The 14,741-nt window shown below is 70.6% G+C and carries 17 protein-coding genes and 1 riboswitch; of the genes, 9 read left to right on the top strand and 8 right to left on the bottom strand.

The annotated features are described in order from the left end of the window. Positions 1-98 precede the first annotated feature (98 nt). The 5 genes from AC3IF1_RS09945 to AC3IF1_RS09925 all read left to right on the top strand — a co-directional run bounded on the left by AC3IF1_RS09945 (position 99) and on the right by AC3IF1_RS09925 (position 3,225). The gene (locus AC3IF1_RS09945; protein ID WP_489217409.1) at positions 99-791 is read left to right on the top strand and encodes a MotA/TolQ/ExbB proton channel family protein; all 693 of its coding nucleotides are present in this window, start codon (positions 99-101) and stop codon (positions 789-791) included. A 54-nt stretch (positions 792-845) separates the two neighbouring features. Continuing rightward, positions 846-1,319, top strand: a complete 474-nt coding sequence (locus AC3IF1_RS09940; RefSeq protein WP_243973693.1) for an ExbD/TolR family protein — start codon at positions 846-848, stop codon at positions 1,317-1,319. A 4-nt stretch (positions 1,320-1,323) separates the two neighbouring features. Continuing rightward, positions 1,324-2,322, top strand: a complete 999-nt coding sequence (tolA, locus tag AC3IF1_RS09935; RefSeq protein ID WP_489217408.1) for a cell envelope integrity protein TolA — start codon at positions 1,324-1,326, stop codon at positions 2,320-2,322. 294 nt (positions 2,323-2,616) lie between these two features. Continuing rightward, entirely contained in the window at positions 2,617-2,946 is a 330-nt protein-coding gene (locus tag AC3IF1_RS09930; RefSeq protein WP_243973691.1) for a hypothetical protein, read from the top strand. A gap of 6 nt (positions 2,947-2,952) precedes the next feature. Beyond that, a complete protein-coding gene (locus tag AC3IF1_RS09925) occupies positions 2,953-3,225 on the top strand; it encodes a BrnA antitoxin family protein (protein WP_489217407.1) in 273 nt (90 codons plus the stop codon). 30 nt (positions 3,226-3,255) lie between these two features. Here AC3IF1_RS09925 and AC3IF1_RS09920 read toward each other — a convergent pair whose 3' ends face one another. From AC3IF1_RS09920 to AC3IF1_RS09910, 3 genes are read right to left on the bottom strand one after another with little or no spacing between them, the layout of a single operon-like run. Beyond that, complete coding sequence (locus tag AC3IF1_RS09920; RefSeq protein WP_243973689.1) at positions 3,256-3,738, bottom strand: YaiI/YqxD family protein; 483 nt, start codon at positions 3,736-3,738, stop codon at positions 3,256-3,258. Then, positions 3,735-3,938: a hypothetical protein gene (locus AC3IF1_RS09915; RefSeq protein ID WP_489217406.1), complete on the bottom strand. Its 204-nt coding sequence runs from the start codon at positions 3,936-3,938 to the stop codon at positions 3,735-3,737. Before AC3IF1_RS09915 ends, AC3IF1_RS09920 begins: the two co-directional genes overlap by 4 nt. Next, entirely contained in the window at positions 3,938-5,011 is a 1,074-nt protein-coding gene (locus AC3IF1_RS09910; protein ID WP_243973687.1) for an adenylate/guanylate cyclase domain-containing protein, read from the bottom strand. The genes AC3IF1_RS09915 and AC3IF1_RS09910 overlap by 1 nt, the downstream gene beginning before the upstream one ends. Positions 5,012-5,304: 293 nt before the next feature. On the opposite strand from AC3IF1_RS09910, the gene AC3IF1_RS09905 reads away from it, so the two are divergent. Continuing rightward, positions 5,305-6,144 (top strand): aldo/keto reductase, encoded by an 840-nt coding sequence (locus AC3IF1_RS09905; RefSeq protein WP_489217405.1) that lies wholly within the window; start codon positions 5,305-5,307, stop codon positions 6,142-6,144. A 102-nt stretch (positions 6,145-6,246) separates the two neighbouring features. Here the strand turns inward: AC3IF1_RS09905 and AC3IF1_RS09900 are convergent, their stop codons facing one another. Next, on the bottom strand, positions 6,247-8,415 hold the full coding sequence (locus tag AC3IF1_RS09900) for a transglycosylase domain-containing protein (RefSeq protein WP_489217404.1): 2,169 nt from the start codon (positions 8,413-8,415) through the stop codon (positions 6,247-6,249). Positions 8,416-8,556: 141 nt separating this feature from the next. Further along, positions 8,557-8,937 (bottom strand): ATP-dependent helicase, encoded by a 381-nt coding sequence (locus AC3IF1_RS09895; RefSeq protein ID WP_489217403.1) that lies wholly within the window; start codon positions 8,935-8,937, stop codon positions 8,557-8,559. Between the two features lie 238 nt (positions 8,938-9,175). Between AC3IF1_RS09895 and AC3IF1_RS09890 the strand changes: the two genes are divergently transcribed. Both AC3IF1_RS09890 and AC3IF1_RS09885 read left to right on the top strand, forming a co-directional pair. Beyond that, positions 9,176-9,574, top strand: a complete 399-nt coding sequence (locus tag AC3IF1_RS09890; protein WP_489220362.1) for a hypothetical protein — start codon at positions 9,176-9,178, stop codon at positions 9,572-9,574. A 115-nt stretch (positions 9,575-9,689) separates the two neighbouring features. Beyond that, positions 9,690-9,935 (top strand): pilus assembly protein PilZ, encoded by a 246-nt coding sequence (locus AC3IF1_RS09885; RefSeq protein ID WP_243973682.1) that lies wholly within the window; start codon positions 9,690-9,692, stop codon positions 9,933-9,935. Positions 9,936-9,944: 9 nt separating this feature from the next. Here the strand turns inward: AC3IF1_RS09885 and AC3IF1_RS09880 are convergent, their stop codons facing one another. The 3 genes from AC3IF1_RS09880 to AC3IF1_RS09870 all read right to left on the bottom strand — a co-directional run bounded on the left by AC3IF1_RS09880 (position 9,945) and on the right by AC3IF1_RS09870 (position 12,354). Continuing rightward, complete coding sequence (locus tag AC3IF1_RS09880; protein ID WP_489217402.1) at positions 9,945-11,015, bottom strand: acyltransferase family protein; 1,071 nt, start codon at positions 11,013-11,015, stop codon at positions 9,945-9,947. 109 nt (positions 11,016-11,124) lie between these two features. Then, complete coding sequence (locus AC3IF1_RS09875; protein ID WP_243973680.1) at positions 11,125-11,499, bottom strand: HNH endonuclease; 375 nt, start codon at positions 11,497-11,499, stop codon at positions 11,125-11,127. Between the two features lie 24 nt (positions 11,500-11,523). Next, the gene (locus tag AC3IF1_RS09870) at positions 11,524-12,354 is read right to left on the bottom strand and encodes a serine aminopeptidase domain-containing protein (protein ID WP_489217401.1); all 831 of its coding nucleotides are present in this window, start codon (positions 12,352-12,354) and stop codon (positions 11,524-11,526) included. Positions 12,355-12,560: 206 nt separating this feature from the next. After that, positions 12,561-12,666, top strand: a riboswitch (TPP riboswitch). Positions 12,667-12,738: 72 nt separating this feature from the next. Here AC3IF1_RS09870 and thiC point away from each other — a divergent pair. Further along, positions 12,739-14,625: a phosphomethylpyrimidine synthase ThiC gene (thiC, locus tag AC3IF1_RS09865; protein ID WP_489217400.1), complete on the top strand. Its 1,887-nt coding sequence runs from the start codon at positions 12,739-12,741 to the stop codon at positions 14,623-14,625. Positions 14,626-14,741 lie beyond the last annotated feature (116 nt).

Raw genomic sequence — 14,741 nt, 5'->3', positions numbered from 1 at the left:
CCCGGCGCCACGGATCGCCGGGCGGTGAGCGGCACGCGCCGCACCCGATACGGCGGCGGCGCACGGCCGCGTGAGATCTAGGACGCCAGGAGCCCGCGATGGACCCGACACAAGCCCCGATCGAGGCGGCCCACGACTTCTCGTTCCTCGGCCTATTCCTGCAGGCCGACCCGATCGTGAAGGGCGTGATGATCCTCCTGGTGGTCGCCTCCATCGCCTGCTGGACGGTGGTCTTCGAGAAGATCATCCGCCTCGTCGCCGCCCGGCGCCAGGCGAAGGACTTCGCGACTCTGGTTCAGTCCGGCGGGAATCTCGACGGCGAACTCGACGGCATCGCCGGCCACGTCGTGCGCGCCGCCATCGACGCCTGGCGCGACCAGGACGCCTCCGAGACGCGGGCGGAGCGCCGGGAGCGGATCGAGCGGGCGATGAAGGGTGCCCTCACCCTCGAGATGAAGCGCCTGCGCACCGGCCTCTCCTTGCTGGCGACGTCAGGCTCGACCGCTCCGTTCGTCGGCCTGTTCGGCACGGTCTGGGGCATCATGAACTCGTTCTCGTCGATCGCGCGGAGCCAGGACACGTCGCTCGCCGTGGTCGCACCGGGTATCGCGGAGGCCCTGTTCGCCACCGCCATCGGCCTCGTCGTCGCCATCCCGGCCGTCATGGCCTACAACAAGCTGTCGGGCGACGTCGGCGCCGTCCAGAGCATGTTCTCCTCCTACATCTCGATGCTGGGCAACCGCCTCGCCCGCGACCGTGCCGGCGCGAAGCACCGCGCCGCGGCCGAATAAGCCCCCTCCGCGCCCGCACGCTCGGGCCGAACGCACCGGAACCGGAGACGCCCGATGGCGATGGGATCCATTCGCGCGAGCGACGAGGACGACCTCGACGACGTGCCGATGTCCGACATCAACGTGACCCCGATGGTCGACGTGATGCTCGTGCTGCTGATCATCTTCATGGTCGCCGCCCCGCTGATGACCACCGGTGTGCCCGTGCAATTGCCGAAGACCGCGGCCCCCAAGGTGGCGCAATCAAAGAAGCCCCAGGAGGTGACGGTGGACAAGGACGGCAATCCGTCCATCGCCAAGGAGGTGTTCACGATGGACAGCCTCGTGCCGCGGCTTCGGGAGATGGCCGCCGCCGACAAGAACCAGGTGATCCTGGTACGCGGTGACCGGGACGTGCCCTACGGCAAGGTCATGGAGGTGATGGGTCTCGTGGGCCAGGCCGGCTTCACCAAGGTGTCGCTGATCGCGCAATCGCCCGGTGGCGCCGCGCCGGCGGCACCCGCTGTCCCGGCAGGGGCCCCGCGCTGAGCCGATGAACCGCTTCGTGTCGACGGATCTGTCGGATGATCTCGGGGCGCGCCGGCCGTCCGGACTGGTCGCGGCGTTCCTGGTCGCGCTGGGCCTGCACGCCCTCGCGCTGGCAGCCGCGATGTTCCTGCAGCTCGCGCCGCCCACCCCCCCGGGCGAACAGCAGGTCACCGTGGATCTCGCGCCGATCATGACCGATGCGCCGACGGAAGCCCCGTCCGAGCAGCAGATGAGCCAGGCGGCGCCCCCGGAGACGAAGCCGGTCGAACTACCCCCCGACGAGGCGGTCCAGCCCCCACCGCCGGCCGAGACCGCCGAAGTGAAGCCGGAGGAGAGTCCCGCGGTCGAGCCACCGCCGGAGGCCGTACCGGTCGAGCCGCCGAGCCAGGTGATCACCTCCACCTCCGAGGCGGCCGAGCCCGAGGCGCCCCCGCCCGCCGAGGTGGCGAAGACCGAAGAACCGCCGAAGCCGACGCCTGATCCCGCCAAGCTGAAAGCCGAGCGGGAGGCGAAGCTGCGCAAGATCCGGGAGGAGAAACTTCGCGAGCAGAAGCGCGAGGAGGCCCGCCAGGAACGCCTGGAGGAGATCCGCGAAGCCAAGGCGAAGGCCGCGCGGGAGGCCAAGGCGCGTCAGGCGAAGGCCCAGGAAGGCGCCGAGGCGCGCAACTCCGCCTCGGCGTCGCGCCAGAACGCGGCTGGCCGCGCAGCGGCGGGCAACGATCCGAGCGCGCTGCGGCAATGGACCGGGGCGATCAGCGCGGCGATCCACGGGCGGATGAACGCCGGTGCCGCCAACGGCACCGGTGGCGGGACGGCGGTGGTCCGCTTCACCGTCCTGCGCTCGGGCCAGGTCACGGCTGCCGGCGTCGCCCGATCCAGCGGGGTCGGCCAGATCGACAGCGCCGCGCTCTCGGCGGTGCGCGGCAGCCTCCCGCCGGCCCCCAGCGGCGTGGCCCAGCCGAGCCTGTCCGTGTCCATTCCCCTCAACTTCCGGGTGCGGTAAACTGAGCGTCACAACGCTTGGCTAAGCGCGGTGCAGTCTGCACTGATCAAAACTTCCGCCGATCTCAGCGAATATTGTGCGCTGATCGGACGGACCCCCACGGCGGATTCGCCATCGGCTGGGCGAGCATGCTAAAGCGTCACCGGACACGCTCCCGTGTGCCTCCGGTTACGGAACAGGGGAGCGCGTCATCCGGCCTTGCCCTCCCCCCTCGAACAGGCCGGACCCGCCCAGTCGCCGCCCAGCGCAGAGTGCGCAGGGCCGGACCCCCTGGGCCGGGGCGAAAGGCACAGGATGAGCGACGAGACTGAGTTCGACCTCGACGAGGCGAATGCCATCCGCGACGCGGAAGCGGAGGCGAAGACGCGCGCTGAAAACCGCGCCGAACGTGCGGAGCGCGCCGAGCGGATGGCCCGCGAGGGCGCGCAGGCGATGGCGGAGCATCACGCGGCCATCAAGGCGGTCGATGAGCGGACCGTCAAGCTGCGCTCCCTCCGGCTCGCCAAGGAGGCTGCGGAGGCGCAGGCCAAGGCGGCTGAGAAGGAAGCCAAATCGGCCGCGAAAAGCGCGGGCAAGGGTGCCGCCAAGAAGGCTGCGCCGAAAAAGACCGCGGCAAAGGATTAGAGGCCGATGGCCGAAGATCGCAACCGCCGCCGCTTCACCGATCCGCGCGCGGCGGCCGAAGCGGCCTTCCGGGCCGCCACGTCTCCCAAGCCGGAGGCACCGCCACCGCCACCGCAGCAGTCAGCGGCCCCCCGTGCCATCGTGCCCCCCGGGGCGCGGGAGATGGTCAGCCTGCGCCTCGACAGCGCGGTTCTGGCCCATTTCCAGAAGGATGGTCCCGGCTGGCAGGACCGTATCAACGCAGCGCTCAAGGCGCTCGTCCCGGCCGCGCAGGACTGACCCGGCACGGGAACGTCCGGCCTCCGATCCTCAGGCGTTGCGCGGACGTTCGCGCAGGATCCGGTTCACCGCGCGGTCCAGGGCCGACAGGTAGGCCGACCGATCGGCGCGGGAGAACGGCTTCGGGCCGCCGGTGATCGTCCCAGCCTCGCGCAGGGATTGCATCAGATCGCGGGTCGCCAGCGCCATGCCGATCGAAGACTCGCTGAACGGCTTGCCGGTGAAGGCCAGGACCGTCGCGCCAACCTTCACGCACCGGGCGGCGAGCGGCACGTCGGCGGTGAGAACGATGCTCCCGGGCCCTGCCCGCTCGGCGATCCAATCGTCGGCGGCATCGAGGGCGGAACCGACCACGACGCGCACGATCCAGGGTTCCCGCGGCAGGTTCAGGACGCTGTTGGCGACCACGTGAACGGTGAGCCCGTAGCGGGCGGCGACCCGGTAGGTCTCGTCCTTCACCGGGCAGGCATCGGCGTCGAGGTAGATCGGCGGTCCCGCCGGCTCCGTGCTCACGACCGCGGAACGAGCTTGGAGGTGAAGCCCGCCAGGATCAGGAGGACACCGAGGGCGAATTGCCAGCGCTCGATGTCGCCGCCGACCGAGATCAGGACGGCGTGCCCGAAGACCAGCAACCCGATCAGCGGCAGACCGAAGCGCAGCGACATCTTAACGGCCATGAGCAGCGCGGAGGGCGGGGCATCGGCGGAGGCCATCAGCGGGCGGCCGCCAGACGGCGCGGTTCGAGGCCAGTTAGGGGCACGGCCTCGCCATCCCCGCGCTCAAGCGTGGCCACCGCGAGCGGGGCACCGCGCCCCCGCAGGGCGTGGGCCCCCAGCGAGCGCGCACGGACCCCGTCCGGCAGCCGCGCCAGCCGATCGAGGAGATCCTGCGAGATCAGGATCCCGACGCCCAGTGGGCGGCACAGGGCCTCGATCCGCGACGTCACGTTCACGGCATCGCCGAAATACGCGATCTTGTGCCGGTCGACACCGACTTCGGCCGTGACCACCGAGCCGCCGTGCAGCGCCGCCCGGAGCCGCGGCACCGTCCCGAACCGGGTCGTCCAGGCCGCCGCATCGGCTTCGATCCGGTCGATCACGTCGAACAGGCAGGTCACGCAGCGCGCATCCTTGAGGCCGCGGGCCATCGGCCACGTGATGATGGCGAGGTCCCCGACATAATCGTCGACGGACCCGCCGTTGCGGCGGACCGGCTCGGCCAGGGTCGCGAAGACGGCTCCGAGATAATCCTGCGCCCGGAGGTCGCCATGCGCCTCCGCGAAGGCCGTCGAGCCGACCACGTCGAGGAACAGGAAGATCCGCTCCTCCGCCACCGGCCGGTGGTAGCGGCCGATCATGAAGTTCACGAACACCTCGCCCCCGATCAGATCGCGCATCCGGATCACGAAGACCAGGAGGCCGGAGACCGCCAGGGCATAGGCGAGGACCCGCGCGGTCATCCGGGTCGCCGAGGCGAGGTCGTCGGGGGTGAGCGCGAAGGCCCAGACCAGCAGACCGCCCAGGGCGTTGCCGGCCATGATCATCAGAACGTAGGCGAGTTCGGCCGCCACAACGTAGAGCCAGGCCGGGAAACGCCGGATCCGCGCCTGCAGGCCCGCCAGGATCAGGCCGCGATCGAAGGCCAGCACCGTCGCGCCCATGCAGAGCCCGTAGGTGAACCCGGCGAGCGGCGAGGCGCCCGCCGCGAAGATGATGTTGTAGAGCAGTCCGGCGCCCGCGGCCGCCAGCAGGATTAGGACCCAGAAGACGCGGTGGGCGGGCAGCATCGGCGCAACTCCAGCATGGCCAACCGACCGGCCGCAGCCCGATCCCGGTCCCACGCGACCGGCGCGAGGGCGCGGCGGCACCGGCCTGGCGGGCCCGGGCCTCCGGACATCAGGCCATGGCCTAAAGTGCAGCGCCGCCGTCACGCGACCCCCATTGCTCAACAATCCAAGATGGCGCGAGTAAGGCGTGTCGGTCGGCACAATCGCGAAACCGTCGCAGCTCCTGCGGGGTCCGGGTCCTTCGGGGTCCGCGGCCACCGCAGAGCCGCCGAGACAGGGAAGGGAACGATGCCATGCATGCCAGGAGCTTCGGTGCGACCCGCGTCCAGGTGCCGGTGATCGGCCAGGGCACCTGGCACATCGACCGATCGGACCGGGGCGATGCGATCGCCGCGCTTCGCGCCGGCATCGACGCCGGGATGACCCATATCGATACGGCCGAGATGTACGGCGATGCCGAGGCTATCGTCGCCGAGGCGATCGTGGATTGCCGCGAGGAGGTGTTCCTGGTCTCGAAGGTGGTTCCGGGGAACGCGACCCGCCGCGGCGTCGCGCGGGCCTGCGAGGACTCCCTCCGGCGGCTGCGCACCGACCGCCTCGACAGCTACCTGCTGCACTGGCCCGGCCAGCACCCCCTGGAGGAGACGATCGCCGGATTCGAGGATCTGCGGCGGGCTGGGAAGATTCTGTCCTGGGGCGTCAGCAACTTCGATGTCGCGGATCTCGACCGGGCGCTCGCCATCGCCGGGCCGGATCGGATCGCTTGCAATCAGGTCCTGTACCATCTGAACGAACGGGCGATCGAGCATGCCGTGCTGCCCTGGTGCGAGAAGAACGGCGTCGCCCTGATCGGGTATTCGCCCTTCGGCAGCGGCGACTTCCCCGATCCCGCGAGTCCCGGCGGGCAGGCCCTGGCGGGGATCGCTGGGACGCACGGGACGACGCCCCACGCCGTGGCCCTGGCCTTCCTGACCCGCATGACCGGGACGTTCACGATTCCCAAGACCGGGCGCCGGGCCCGCGCCATCGAGAATGCCGGCGCGGCCGACCTGCGGCTGGCGCCAGCCGAGATCGCTTCGATCGACGCGCATTTCCCGAGAGGCCCGCGTCCGCGGATGCTGCCGATGCTGTGAGCATCAGCGGCGTCCGACCCGGCTACGGCCGGCGGTGCTGGTGGCGGAGAACGCCGCAACCGCAGACACGAACAGGGCGTCCGGCGAGATGCCCGTCGACGGTCAGTCCCCGATCCCGAACAGCTTCTCGATGAAGTTGCGGTCATCCTTCGGCGCACGCCGCGCCGCCGCCGCCGGACGCGGTGCTGGGGCCTCCGGCTCGCCAAAGACCTGTCCGAGGATCCCGGCCGGCGTTCCAGGGGCGGCATTGGCCACCGAGGCGGTCGTCTCCGGCGCTTTGCGCCAGCGGTTCAGGCCGGGCAGCGGCACCGGCGTCTGACCCTTAAGCGCCTGGGTCATGTAAGCCTTCCAGATCTCCGCCGGCAGGTTTCCGCCAGAGACCTTCTTGGTGAGTTCGCCATCGTCGTTGCCGAGCCAGACCCCGGTCACGAGGCTGCCCGAGAAGCCGATGAACCACGCGTCGCGGTAATCCTGGGTGGTCCCGCTCTTGCCAGCGAGGTCCCAGCCCGGAATGTCGGCCTTCTTGCCGGTGCCCGAGACGAAGGTCTCGTGCATCATGGCGTTCATCATGCCGTCGGCGTTGGGGTCGATCACCCGGCCCAGCCCGTTCTCGGAGCGCTTGTAGAGCACGGTGCCGCCCTGGCCCTTCACGGCGGTGACCACATAGGGGATGACGCCGGTCCCGCCGTTGGCGAAGGCGCCGTAGGCGCCGACCATCTCCAGCAGGGTCACCTCGGAAGTGCCGAGCGCGATCGAGCCGTTGGCCTGGAGCGGCGAGGTGATGCCGAGCCGTTGCGCCGTCTGCACGACCGCCTTCGGGCCGACCTCCTGGCCCAACCGCACCGCCACGGTGTTGAGCGACTGGGCCAGGGCGGTGCGCAGGGTCACCGGACCCTCGTAGCGGTGGGAATAGTTCTCCGGCGCCCAGGTGCCGATCCGGATCGGCGCGTCCTCTCGCACCGTGTCGGGGGTGGCCCCGTGCTCGACGGCGGCGAGATACACGAACGGCTTGAACGACGAACCCGGCTGGCGCTTGGCCGTGGTGGCGCGGTTGAACTGGCTCTGCGCGTAGTCGCGGCCGCCGATCAGCGCGCGGATCGCCCCGTCGGGGCGCATCGACACCATCGCCCCCTGGCCGACATTGTAGCGCGCGCCCTTGGCGTTGAGCTCATCCGTCAGCGCCTTCTCGGCGGTGGCCTGAAGGGCCGTATCGACGGTGGTCTGGACGGTGATGTCGGTGTCGAACTTGCCGACGTAGTCGTCGAGCACGTCCATCACGAGGTCGGCGACGTAGTTGGCCGAGCCGCCGCCGCGGGCGTTGGCGGGCTTGGCCGGCTGGGCGAGCGCCACCCGCACGTCCTGCGCCGAGGCGAAGCCGAGGTCCTGCATGGCGGCGAGAACCTGCGCGGCGCGGGCCTGGGCCGCCGGCAGGTTGCGGTTCGGGGCCAGCCGCGAGGGCGCTTGGACGAGGCCGCCGAGCATCGCCGCCTGCGCCAGGGAGACCTCCTTGGCGGGCTTGCCGAAATAGCGCTGCGCCGCCGCCTCGACCCCGTAGGCGCCGGCGCCGAAATAGACCCGGTTGAGGTACAGTTCGAGGATCTCGTCCTTGCTGTACTTGTGCTCCAGCCAGAGGGCGAGGATCGCCTCCTGGATCTTTCGCGATGCCGACCGCTCGGGGGTCAGAAACAGGTTCTTGGCGAGCTGCTGCGTCAGCGTCGAGCCGCCCTGCGCGACGCCGCGCCGGGTCAGATTCTGGCCGATGGCCCGGAGGATACCGACCGGGTCGACGCCGAAATGCTGATAGAACCGCCGGTCCTCGATCGCCACGAAGGCGCGCGGCAGGTAGGGCGGCAGTTCCTTGATCGAGACCACCCGGCCGCCGGTCTCGCCGCGGTTGGCGAGCAGCGTGCCGTCGCTCGCCAGGATGGCGATGTTGGGCGGGCGCTTCGGCACCGCGAGCTGGTCGATCGGCGGCAACTGCGAGGCGTGGTAGGCGATGAGCCCGGCGAGCCCGATCACCGCCCAGAGGCCGAGCACCACGGTCGCGTAGACGAGCCGGCCCAGCCACGAGCGCCGCCGCCGGCCCGAGGCCTTCGGACGCGCCGCCGACCTGCCCGGCTTGCGTGCCGGACCACCCGCTCGCTTGCCCACGCCGTCTCCTGCCTTGGGACGATCGTCCCGGGACAGGCGCAGATCGAGTTCGCCGCGATCCCGGACGCGCCCCTCGGGCACGTCGAAATTCGGCTCCATCCTGCCTCGACCCTTGGCCATGCATCCCGTCTGTGACTGATCGGACCGGCGCGCGTCGCCCGAAACGCGTCTCGGTTTCCGCACGCTAAATGCGGCGGTTTAAGGGGCCGTTATCGAACCGTTCGTCACCCGTTCTTCGCGACCGGACGGATGCGCCTTCGCTCAGGCGGACGGATCGACCGACGGCGCCGCACCGAGCACGCGCCGGGCCTCGGCGAGCAGAACCGCGTGCCGCGCTGCCTCAGGACCCGAATCCGGCGTCTGCCGGCCGAGCCGGACGATGCGGGCGCGGAACAGGCGACGGCGCAGGCCGAACCGCCGGAGGCTCATCACCGCGGCGGAGAGCACCAGGCGGACCGCCTCGGTCCGCTCCCGTTCGAGAACGACTTCGGCCGCGAGCGCCCCCGCGCGCCGGAGGGCGTCATCGAGCTCGCGTCGCATGACGGCGCGGCTCGCCTCGCCCCGCTGCGCCGCATCCAGCTGAATCCGGCATTCCTGCAGCGCGCTGAGGAGCAGCAGTTCCTGCGCGGACGTATCCCTCATCAGGCCCTCCCAAGGCGGCGCGCGGCGAGCACCGGGGCGCCGCGTGACGTCCTGACGTCGGTGGATCCGCGCCTGCGCGTGAAATCGAACGCCCGGCCACGCCATAACGAGCGCTGTCGCTGGCCGGAAGCCGTCGGCCGGTTTAAGCGGCACCGTCATCACGCACCATGGGGGAATCGGGGACGTGTGGAATCGGATCGCTCTGGCCGTCGCGGCCGGCTCGCTGGGGGCGAGCCTGATGGGGCTCGCTGCGGCTCATGCCTATCAGCTCGACACGGTGAACCTGGTGGGCTGCGCCCAGGAGGGCGGCGTCTGCCGGATGCCCTACCCCACCAACGTCTATTACGGGGTCCCCGGCCGGACCAACGGCCGCCCGTTTCCGCAGGGCGGCATGGTCCCCTGCAACACGCAGACCTTCGGCGACCCGGCCCCGGGCCAGCCGAAGAGCTGCTGGTATGCACCGCGCATCGCCGCGGGCCGGAACAGCGACCGCGACCGGGACGACGGTTACGATGACCGACGCCGCGACCCAGACCGCTACGGCCGGGACTACGATCGCCCGCCGATGCGTCGCCGTTACGACGAGGATTACGGGCCGGCGCCGCGCCGCTACCGGGGCGACCCGGACGATTATTGATCACCGGCATCCAGAAACGCCTAGTCTGCCGTATCCGGCCTGTTAACCGGCATCCGACATCATCCCGTGCCGCGGAGCCCGGCTCCGCGGGGTCGCGAGGCCGAGGGAGAGGCGCATGACGGAGGACCGCCGCGGCACGTTCCGCAGGAATGCCTTCACCTTCGGCTCTCTTCTGCTCGCCTGCGGCGAGGTCGCCTGCCTGGTCTGGGACGCGACCGAGACGGGTGCGCAGATCGAGGTCGAGACCGACCAGCCGGTGCCGGATCGTTTCCCGGTGCGGCTCACGGAAGGCAGCGATCCGCGGCCGGCCGCCGTGGCGTGGCGGCGCAGCCGCCGGATCGGCATCGCCTTCGAGGGTTGAAATCCCCGGTCAGGTTGCCGGCAGGGCCGGCCTCACCGGCGCGCCGCCCGCCGCGAGGTGGAAGCAGGCGGGCCGGACGAAGAGCAGGCCGAGCGGCGTGTTGCGCACGAGCCGCTCCAGCCCCAGCGGCAGCAGCACCGCGACCAGAATGACGATCAGGCTGACGACGCCGATATCGGTGATCATCCCGGCCCGGACCAGAATCTCCCGCGTCGCGGCCATCGGCAGCGAGAAGGCGAGGTAGATCACGATCGAGCGCTGCCCGCAGGTCCGGATCGCCTCGGCGACGGGGCCGCCCGCCCGGCCGATCAGCGCGGCCGCTACCACGATGGCCAGCGCACCGGCCGCACCCAGGGCAAGGCCGACCACCGGCAGGCTGGCCAGGGTCGGATGCGCGGGATCGGCCGACGGCGTCAGGGCGAGCCAGGCCTCCAGGACGGCCCAGATGCCGAGGCCGGCCAGCGCCGGGCCGACCCGCCGACGCGCCGCGTTTGCGAGGCCGAAGATCCGGTTGGCGAACAGGTACCCGGCGACGAAGTAGACGTAGCGCGCGCAGAATTCCTCGATCAGGGTCGAGTCGCTGCGGATGTCGGCGATCTGCAGCAGCGCCGCCCCCGCCAGCAGCACGCCGCCCGGGACGCGGCGCAGGGCCTTGGTCACCACCGAGAACGCCGCCAGCAGGTAGATGAACCACAAGGTGGAATAGGGCTCGACCAGGGCATGGGCCAGATGGGCCGCGAAGGCCACCGGACCGTCGTCGCCCACGATCTTCCCGTACCGGGCCGCCGACTGGATCACGAGCCACAGCAGGTAGAAATAGGCGAAGTGAACCACGCGCCGGTCGGAGAACAGGCGCCAGTCGCGGTCGATCACCCGGCCCACGAACAGGCCCGACAGCAGGAAGAAATCCGGGATCCGGAACGGCTTCGCGAAGGCGACCACAGGGTGAAGGAAGCCCTCGCCGCCCATGGCCTCGCCGGTACCCGTCACGGCGTGCATCATCACCACCAGGAGGATGCAGATCCCCTTGGCGATGTCGACCCAGGCCAGTCGATCCCGCGCGTCCCCTGCCCCAGCCATCACCGCATCCCTCGAGACAGGGGTGATCCTGGACCAAGCGAGGTTGACGGCAATGCTCGCCGCGCACGACTTCTGTGGACGTGGCGAAGACGGGGTAAACACCCGCCGCTCAGGTCCGGCGCTTGGCCCCCTTCCGGTCGCGGGTCATGCGCGTGGCGGCGTGGAAGTCGTCGGGCTTGCCGCGGACCCAGACGAGGAACCGCGCGATTTCCGGATCCAGCCGCAATGCCGCCACGTCGGCGAGCCGCTTGGCGATCTCGGCCTCGCTGTAGCGGGCGTGGATGGCCGAGTGGCAGATCTGGTGCAGCCGCACGGTGCCCCGATGCGTGCCGCCCTTCAGCTTGGGGGTCAGGTGATGGAGGCTGGAACGGGCGCGCGGCGGAATCGGCCTCTCGCAGAGCGGGCAGATCGGATCGGCCCGGGGGACGCCGTCCTGATGATCGGGATCATCGGCGCTCCAGCGCCGGGATCGCCGTCCGACCACGCGTCTCCTCCCTCACTCCGGCTCTCACCGCACGGCTCCTGACGCGGGCATGCAGGCCGGGCCGACGCGCGCGCCGAAAAGCGCTTCGGCCTCCCGATCCCGGACACCGAAGATGGAGACATGATCGCCCGGGACCACCGCGATCCGCGCCCGCGGCCCGGCCGCCGCGGCGAGCGCCAGGGCGAGCTTGGCCGGCACCACAGGATCGTCGCGGCCCTGGACGATCAGGATCGGCTCGGTGCCGTTCCGGATGCGCAGATCCGAGCGATAGGTGTCGCGCAGGAGCCAGGACGGTGCCAGCGGGACATGGAGCCGCACGGCATGAACCATCGAGTCGAACGGCGCCTCCAGGTAGAGCCCGATCGGCGGCACGCGCTCGGCCACCGCCACCGCCACGGCGGCGCCCAGGGAATGGCCATGCAGCAGGATCGGCGCGCCGGGCGCCCGTGCCGCCGCGGTCGCCACCGCCGCCAGACCGTCTCGGATCAGGCCGTCCTCGGTCGGGTGGCCGGTCGAGCCCGGATAGCCGCGATAGGTCGCGGTGAGCAGGCCCCATCCGGCCGCGCGCCAGGGATCTGCGGAGAAGCGGGCCGCGTGCGGCTCGGGGCGGGAGCCGTTTCCGTGAAAGCTCACCACGATCCCGCAACCCGGAAGCGGCGGCCGCCAGAGGGTATGGAGCGTCTCGCCGTCGGCGGTGGTGACCGTGATCGCCCCGACCCCCGGGGGGAGCGGCCAGGGCGCCGACGGCCAATAGGCACCCGGATAGAGGAACCGGCGTTGACCGAGCGCGAGCGCGGCAAGGGCCAGCCCGTAGAGCAGCAGAAGGGTGAGCGCGAGGCCGGCGAGAACGCGCATGGGGACCGGCTGGCGTGGGCGGTGCGCGGCGGGAGCCTTCCCTAAATCGGTCTCCCGACGTCCGGCAAGACGCGCGCCTGCACCGCCCCGGCTGACGGGAACAGGATCCACGCTGCAAACCCTTCCGGGCTCCGGACCAGGTTTCGCGGATGAATGTTCCAGCGCCCGGGCAGCATTGACAAAGTCGTCCGTAGTTGTGAGTCTCGAACCGTTCCGAGGGGGGCCCCGCAGGGGGCTGAGATTGGGCACGCTGCCCTGACCCTTGAACCTGATCCGGCTCATACCGGCGGAGGGACGGGAACCTGCGGTCGCGCCCGTGCGCCCGCCTCTCTCATCTCAGCCATCGCGTGAACCGGACCGCTCCAGCACGAGGAGAGGCCCACGATGAACGCACCCGTTCTTCCCAAGGACGTGAAAGGCAGCCCCGAGGCCGTGACCACCGGTCCGGTCACCGGATCGCGCAAGGTCTACGCCAGTCCGATCGGCCGGCCCGACATCCGCGTGCCCTACCGAGAGATCGCCCTGTCGGACCCGAAGGAGGCGCCGGTGCGGGTCTACGATCCCTCGGGTCCCTATACCGAGACCGACGCGCGCATCGACCTCAGCGCCGGCCTGCCCGGCGTGCGCGAGCCCTGGATCGCGGCGCGCGGCTACACGTCCGTCGCGCCCCGGGCGGTCAAGCCCGAGGATAACGGCTTTGCCGGCGACAAGCTCGTGGCCCCCTGCCCCGCCACCCGCACGATCCGCAAGGCGGCGCCGGGCCAGGCGGTGACGCAGTACGAATTCGCCCGCGCCGGGATCATCACCGAGGAGATGATCTACGTCGCCCACCGCGAGAACGCCTGCCGGGAGCAGATGCTGGAGGGCGCGGAAGCGACCCTCGCCGACGGCCAGAGCTTCGGTGCCGCGGTGCCGCCGTTCATCACCCCGGAATTCGTGCGGGACGAGATCGCCCGCGGCCGGGCGATCATTCCGGCCAACATCAACCATACCGAGCTGGAGCCGATGGCGATCGGCCGGAATTTTCTGGTGAAGATCAACGCCAACATCGGCAACTCGGCGGTGACGTCGTCGGCCGCCGAGGAGGTCGAGAAGCTGGTCTGGTCGATCCGCTGGGGCGCCGACACGGTCATGGACCTGTCCACCGGCCGCAACATCCACAACATCCGCTCGTGGATCATCCGCAACAGCCCGGTACCGATCGGGACGGTGCCGATCTACCAGGCGCTGGAGAAGGTCGGCGGCGACCCTCTCAAGCTCGATTGGGAGGTGTTCAAGGACACCCTGATCGAGCAGGCCGAGCAGGGGATCGACTACTTCACCATCCATGCCGGCGTGCGTCTCGCCCACGTGCCGCTCACCGCCCGGCGGGTCACCGGCATCGTCTCCCGCGGCGGCTCGATCATGGCCCGCTGGTGCCTGGCCGGGCACCGGGAATCGTTCCTCTACGAGCGGTTCGACGAGATCTGCGACATCATGCGGGCCTACGACGTGTCGTTCTCCCTGGGCGACGGCCTGCGCCCCGGCTCGATCGCCGACGCCAACGACGCCGCGCAGTTCGGCGAGCTGGAGACGCTGGGCGAACTCACCAAGGTCGCCTGGGACAAGGGCTGCCAGGTGATGATCGAAGGCCCCGGCCATGTGCCGATGCACAAGATCAAGGTGAATATGGAGAAGCAGCTGAAGGAGTGCGGCGAGGCGCCGTTCTACACCCTCGGCCCGCTGACCACCGACATCGCGCCGGGCTACGACCACATCACGTCGGGTATCGGAGCCGCCATGATCGGCTGGTTCGGCACCGCGATGCTCTGTTACGTCACGCCCAAGGAGCATCTCGGCCTGCCCGACCGGGACGACGTGAAGACCGGGGTGATCACCTACAAGATCGCCGCCCACGCCGCCGACCTCGCCAAGGGCCACCCCGCCGCGCAGCTGCGCGACGACGCGCTCAGCCGCGCCCGGTTCGACTTCCGCTGGGAGGACCAGTTCAACCTGGGGCTCGATCCGGACACGGCCCGCCGCTACCACGACGAGACTCTGCCCAAGGACGCCCACAAGGTCGCGCATTTCTGCTCGATGTGCGGGCCGAAATTCTGCTCGATGAAGATCACGCAGGATCTGCGCGCCGAGGTGCTGGCGATGGAGGAGGCCGGGGAAGTCGTGGGCGCCGCGCCCGCGATGTCCAAGGCCGAGGCCGAGGCCGGCATGCGGGCGAAGTCGCAGGAATTCCTCGCCGAGGGCGGGAAGCTCTACGTGGACGCCGCCGAATGAGCCGGCGGCACGCCCGATCCGGTCAGGAACGGGCGTGCCGCAGCGTGTTTCCGGATCGCCCGCCATCTGCACCTTGACCGGGAGCGGGGATCCGGGACCAGAGCCATAGTGCAGGG

This window comes from Methylobacterium sp. E-012 (assembly GCF_057836545.1).
This window is presented reverse-complemented; position numbering and strand designations above follow the sequence as displayed.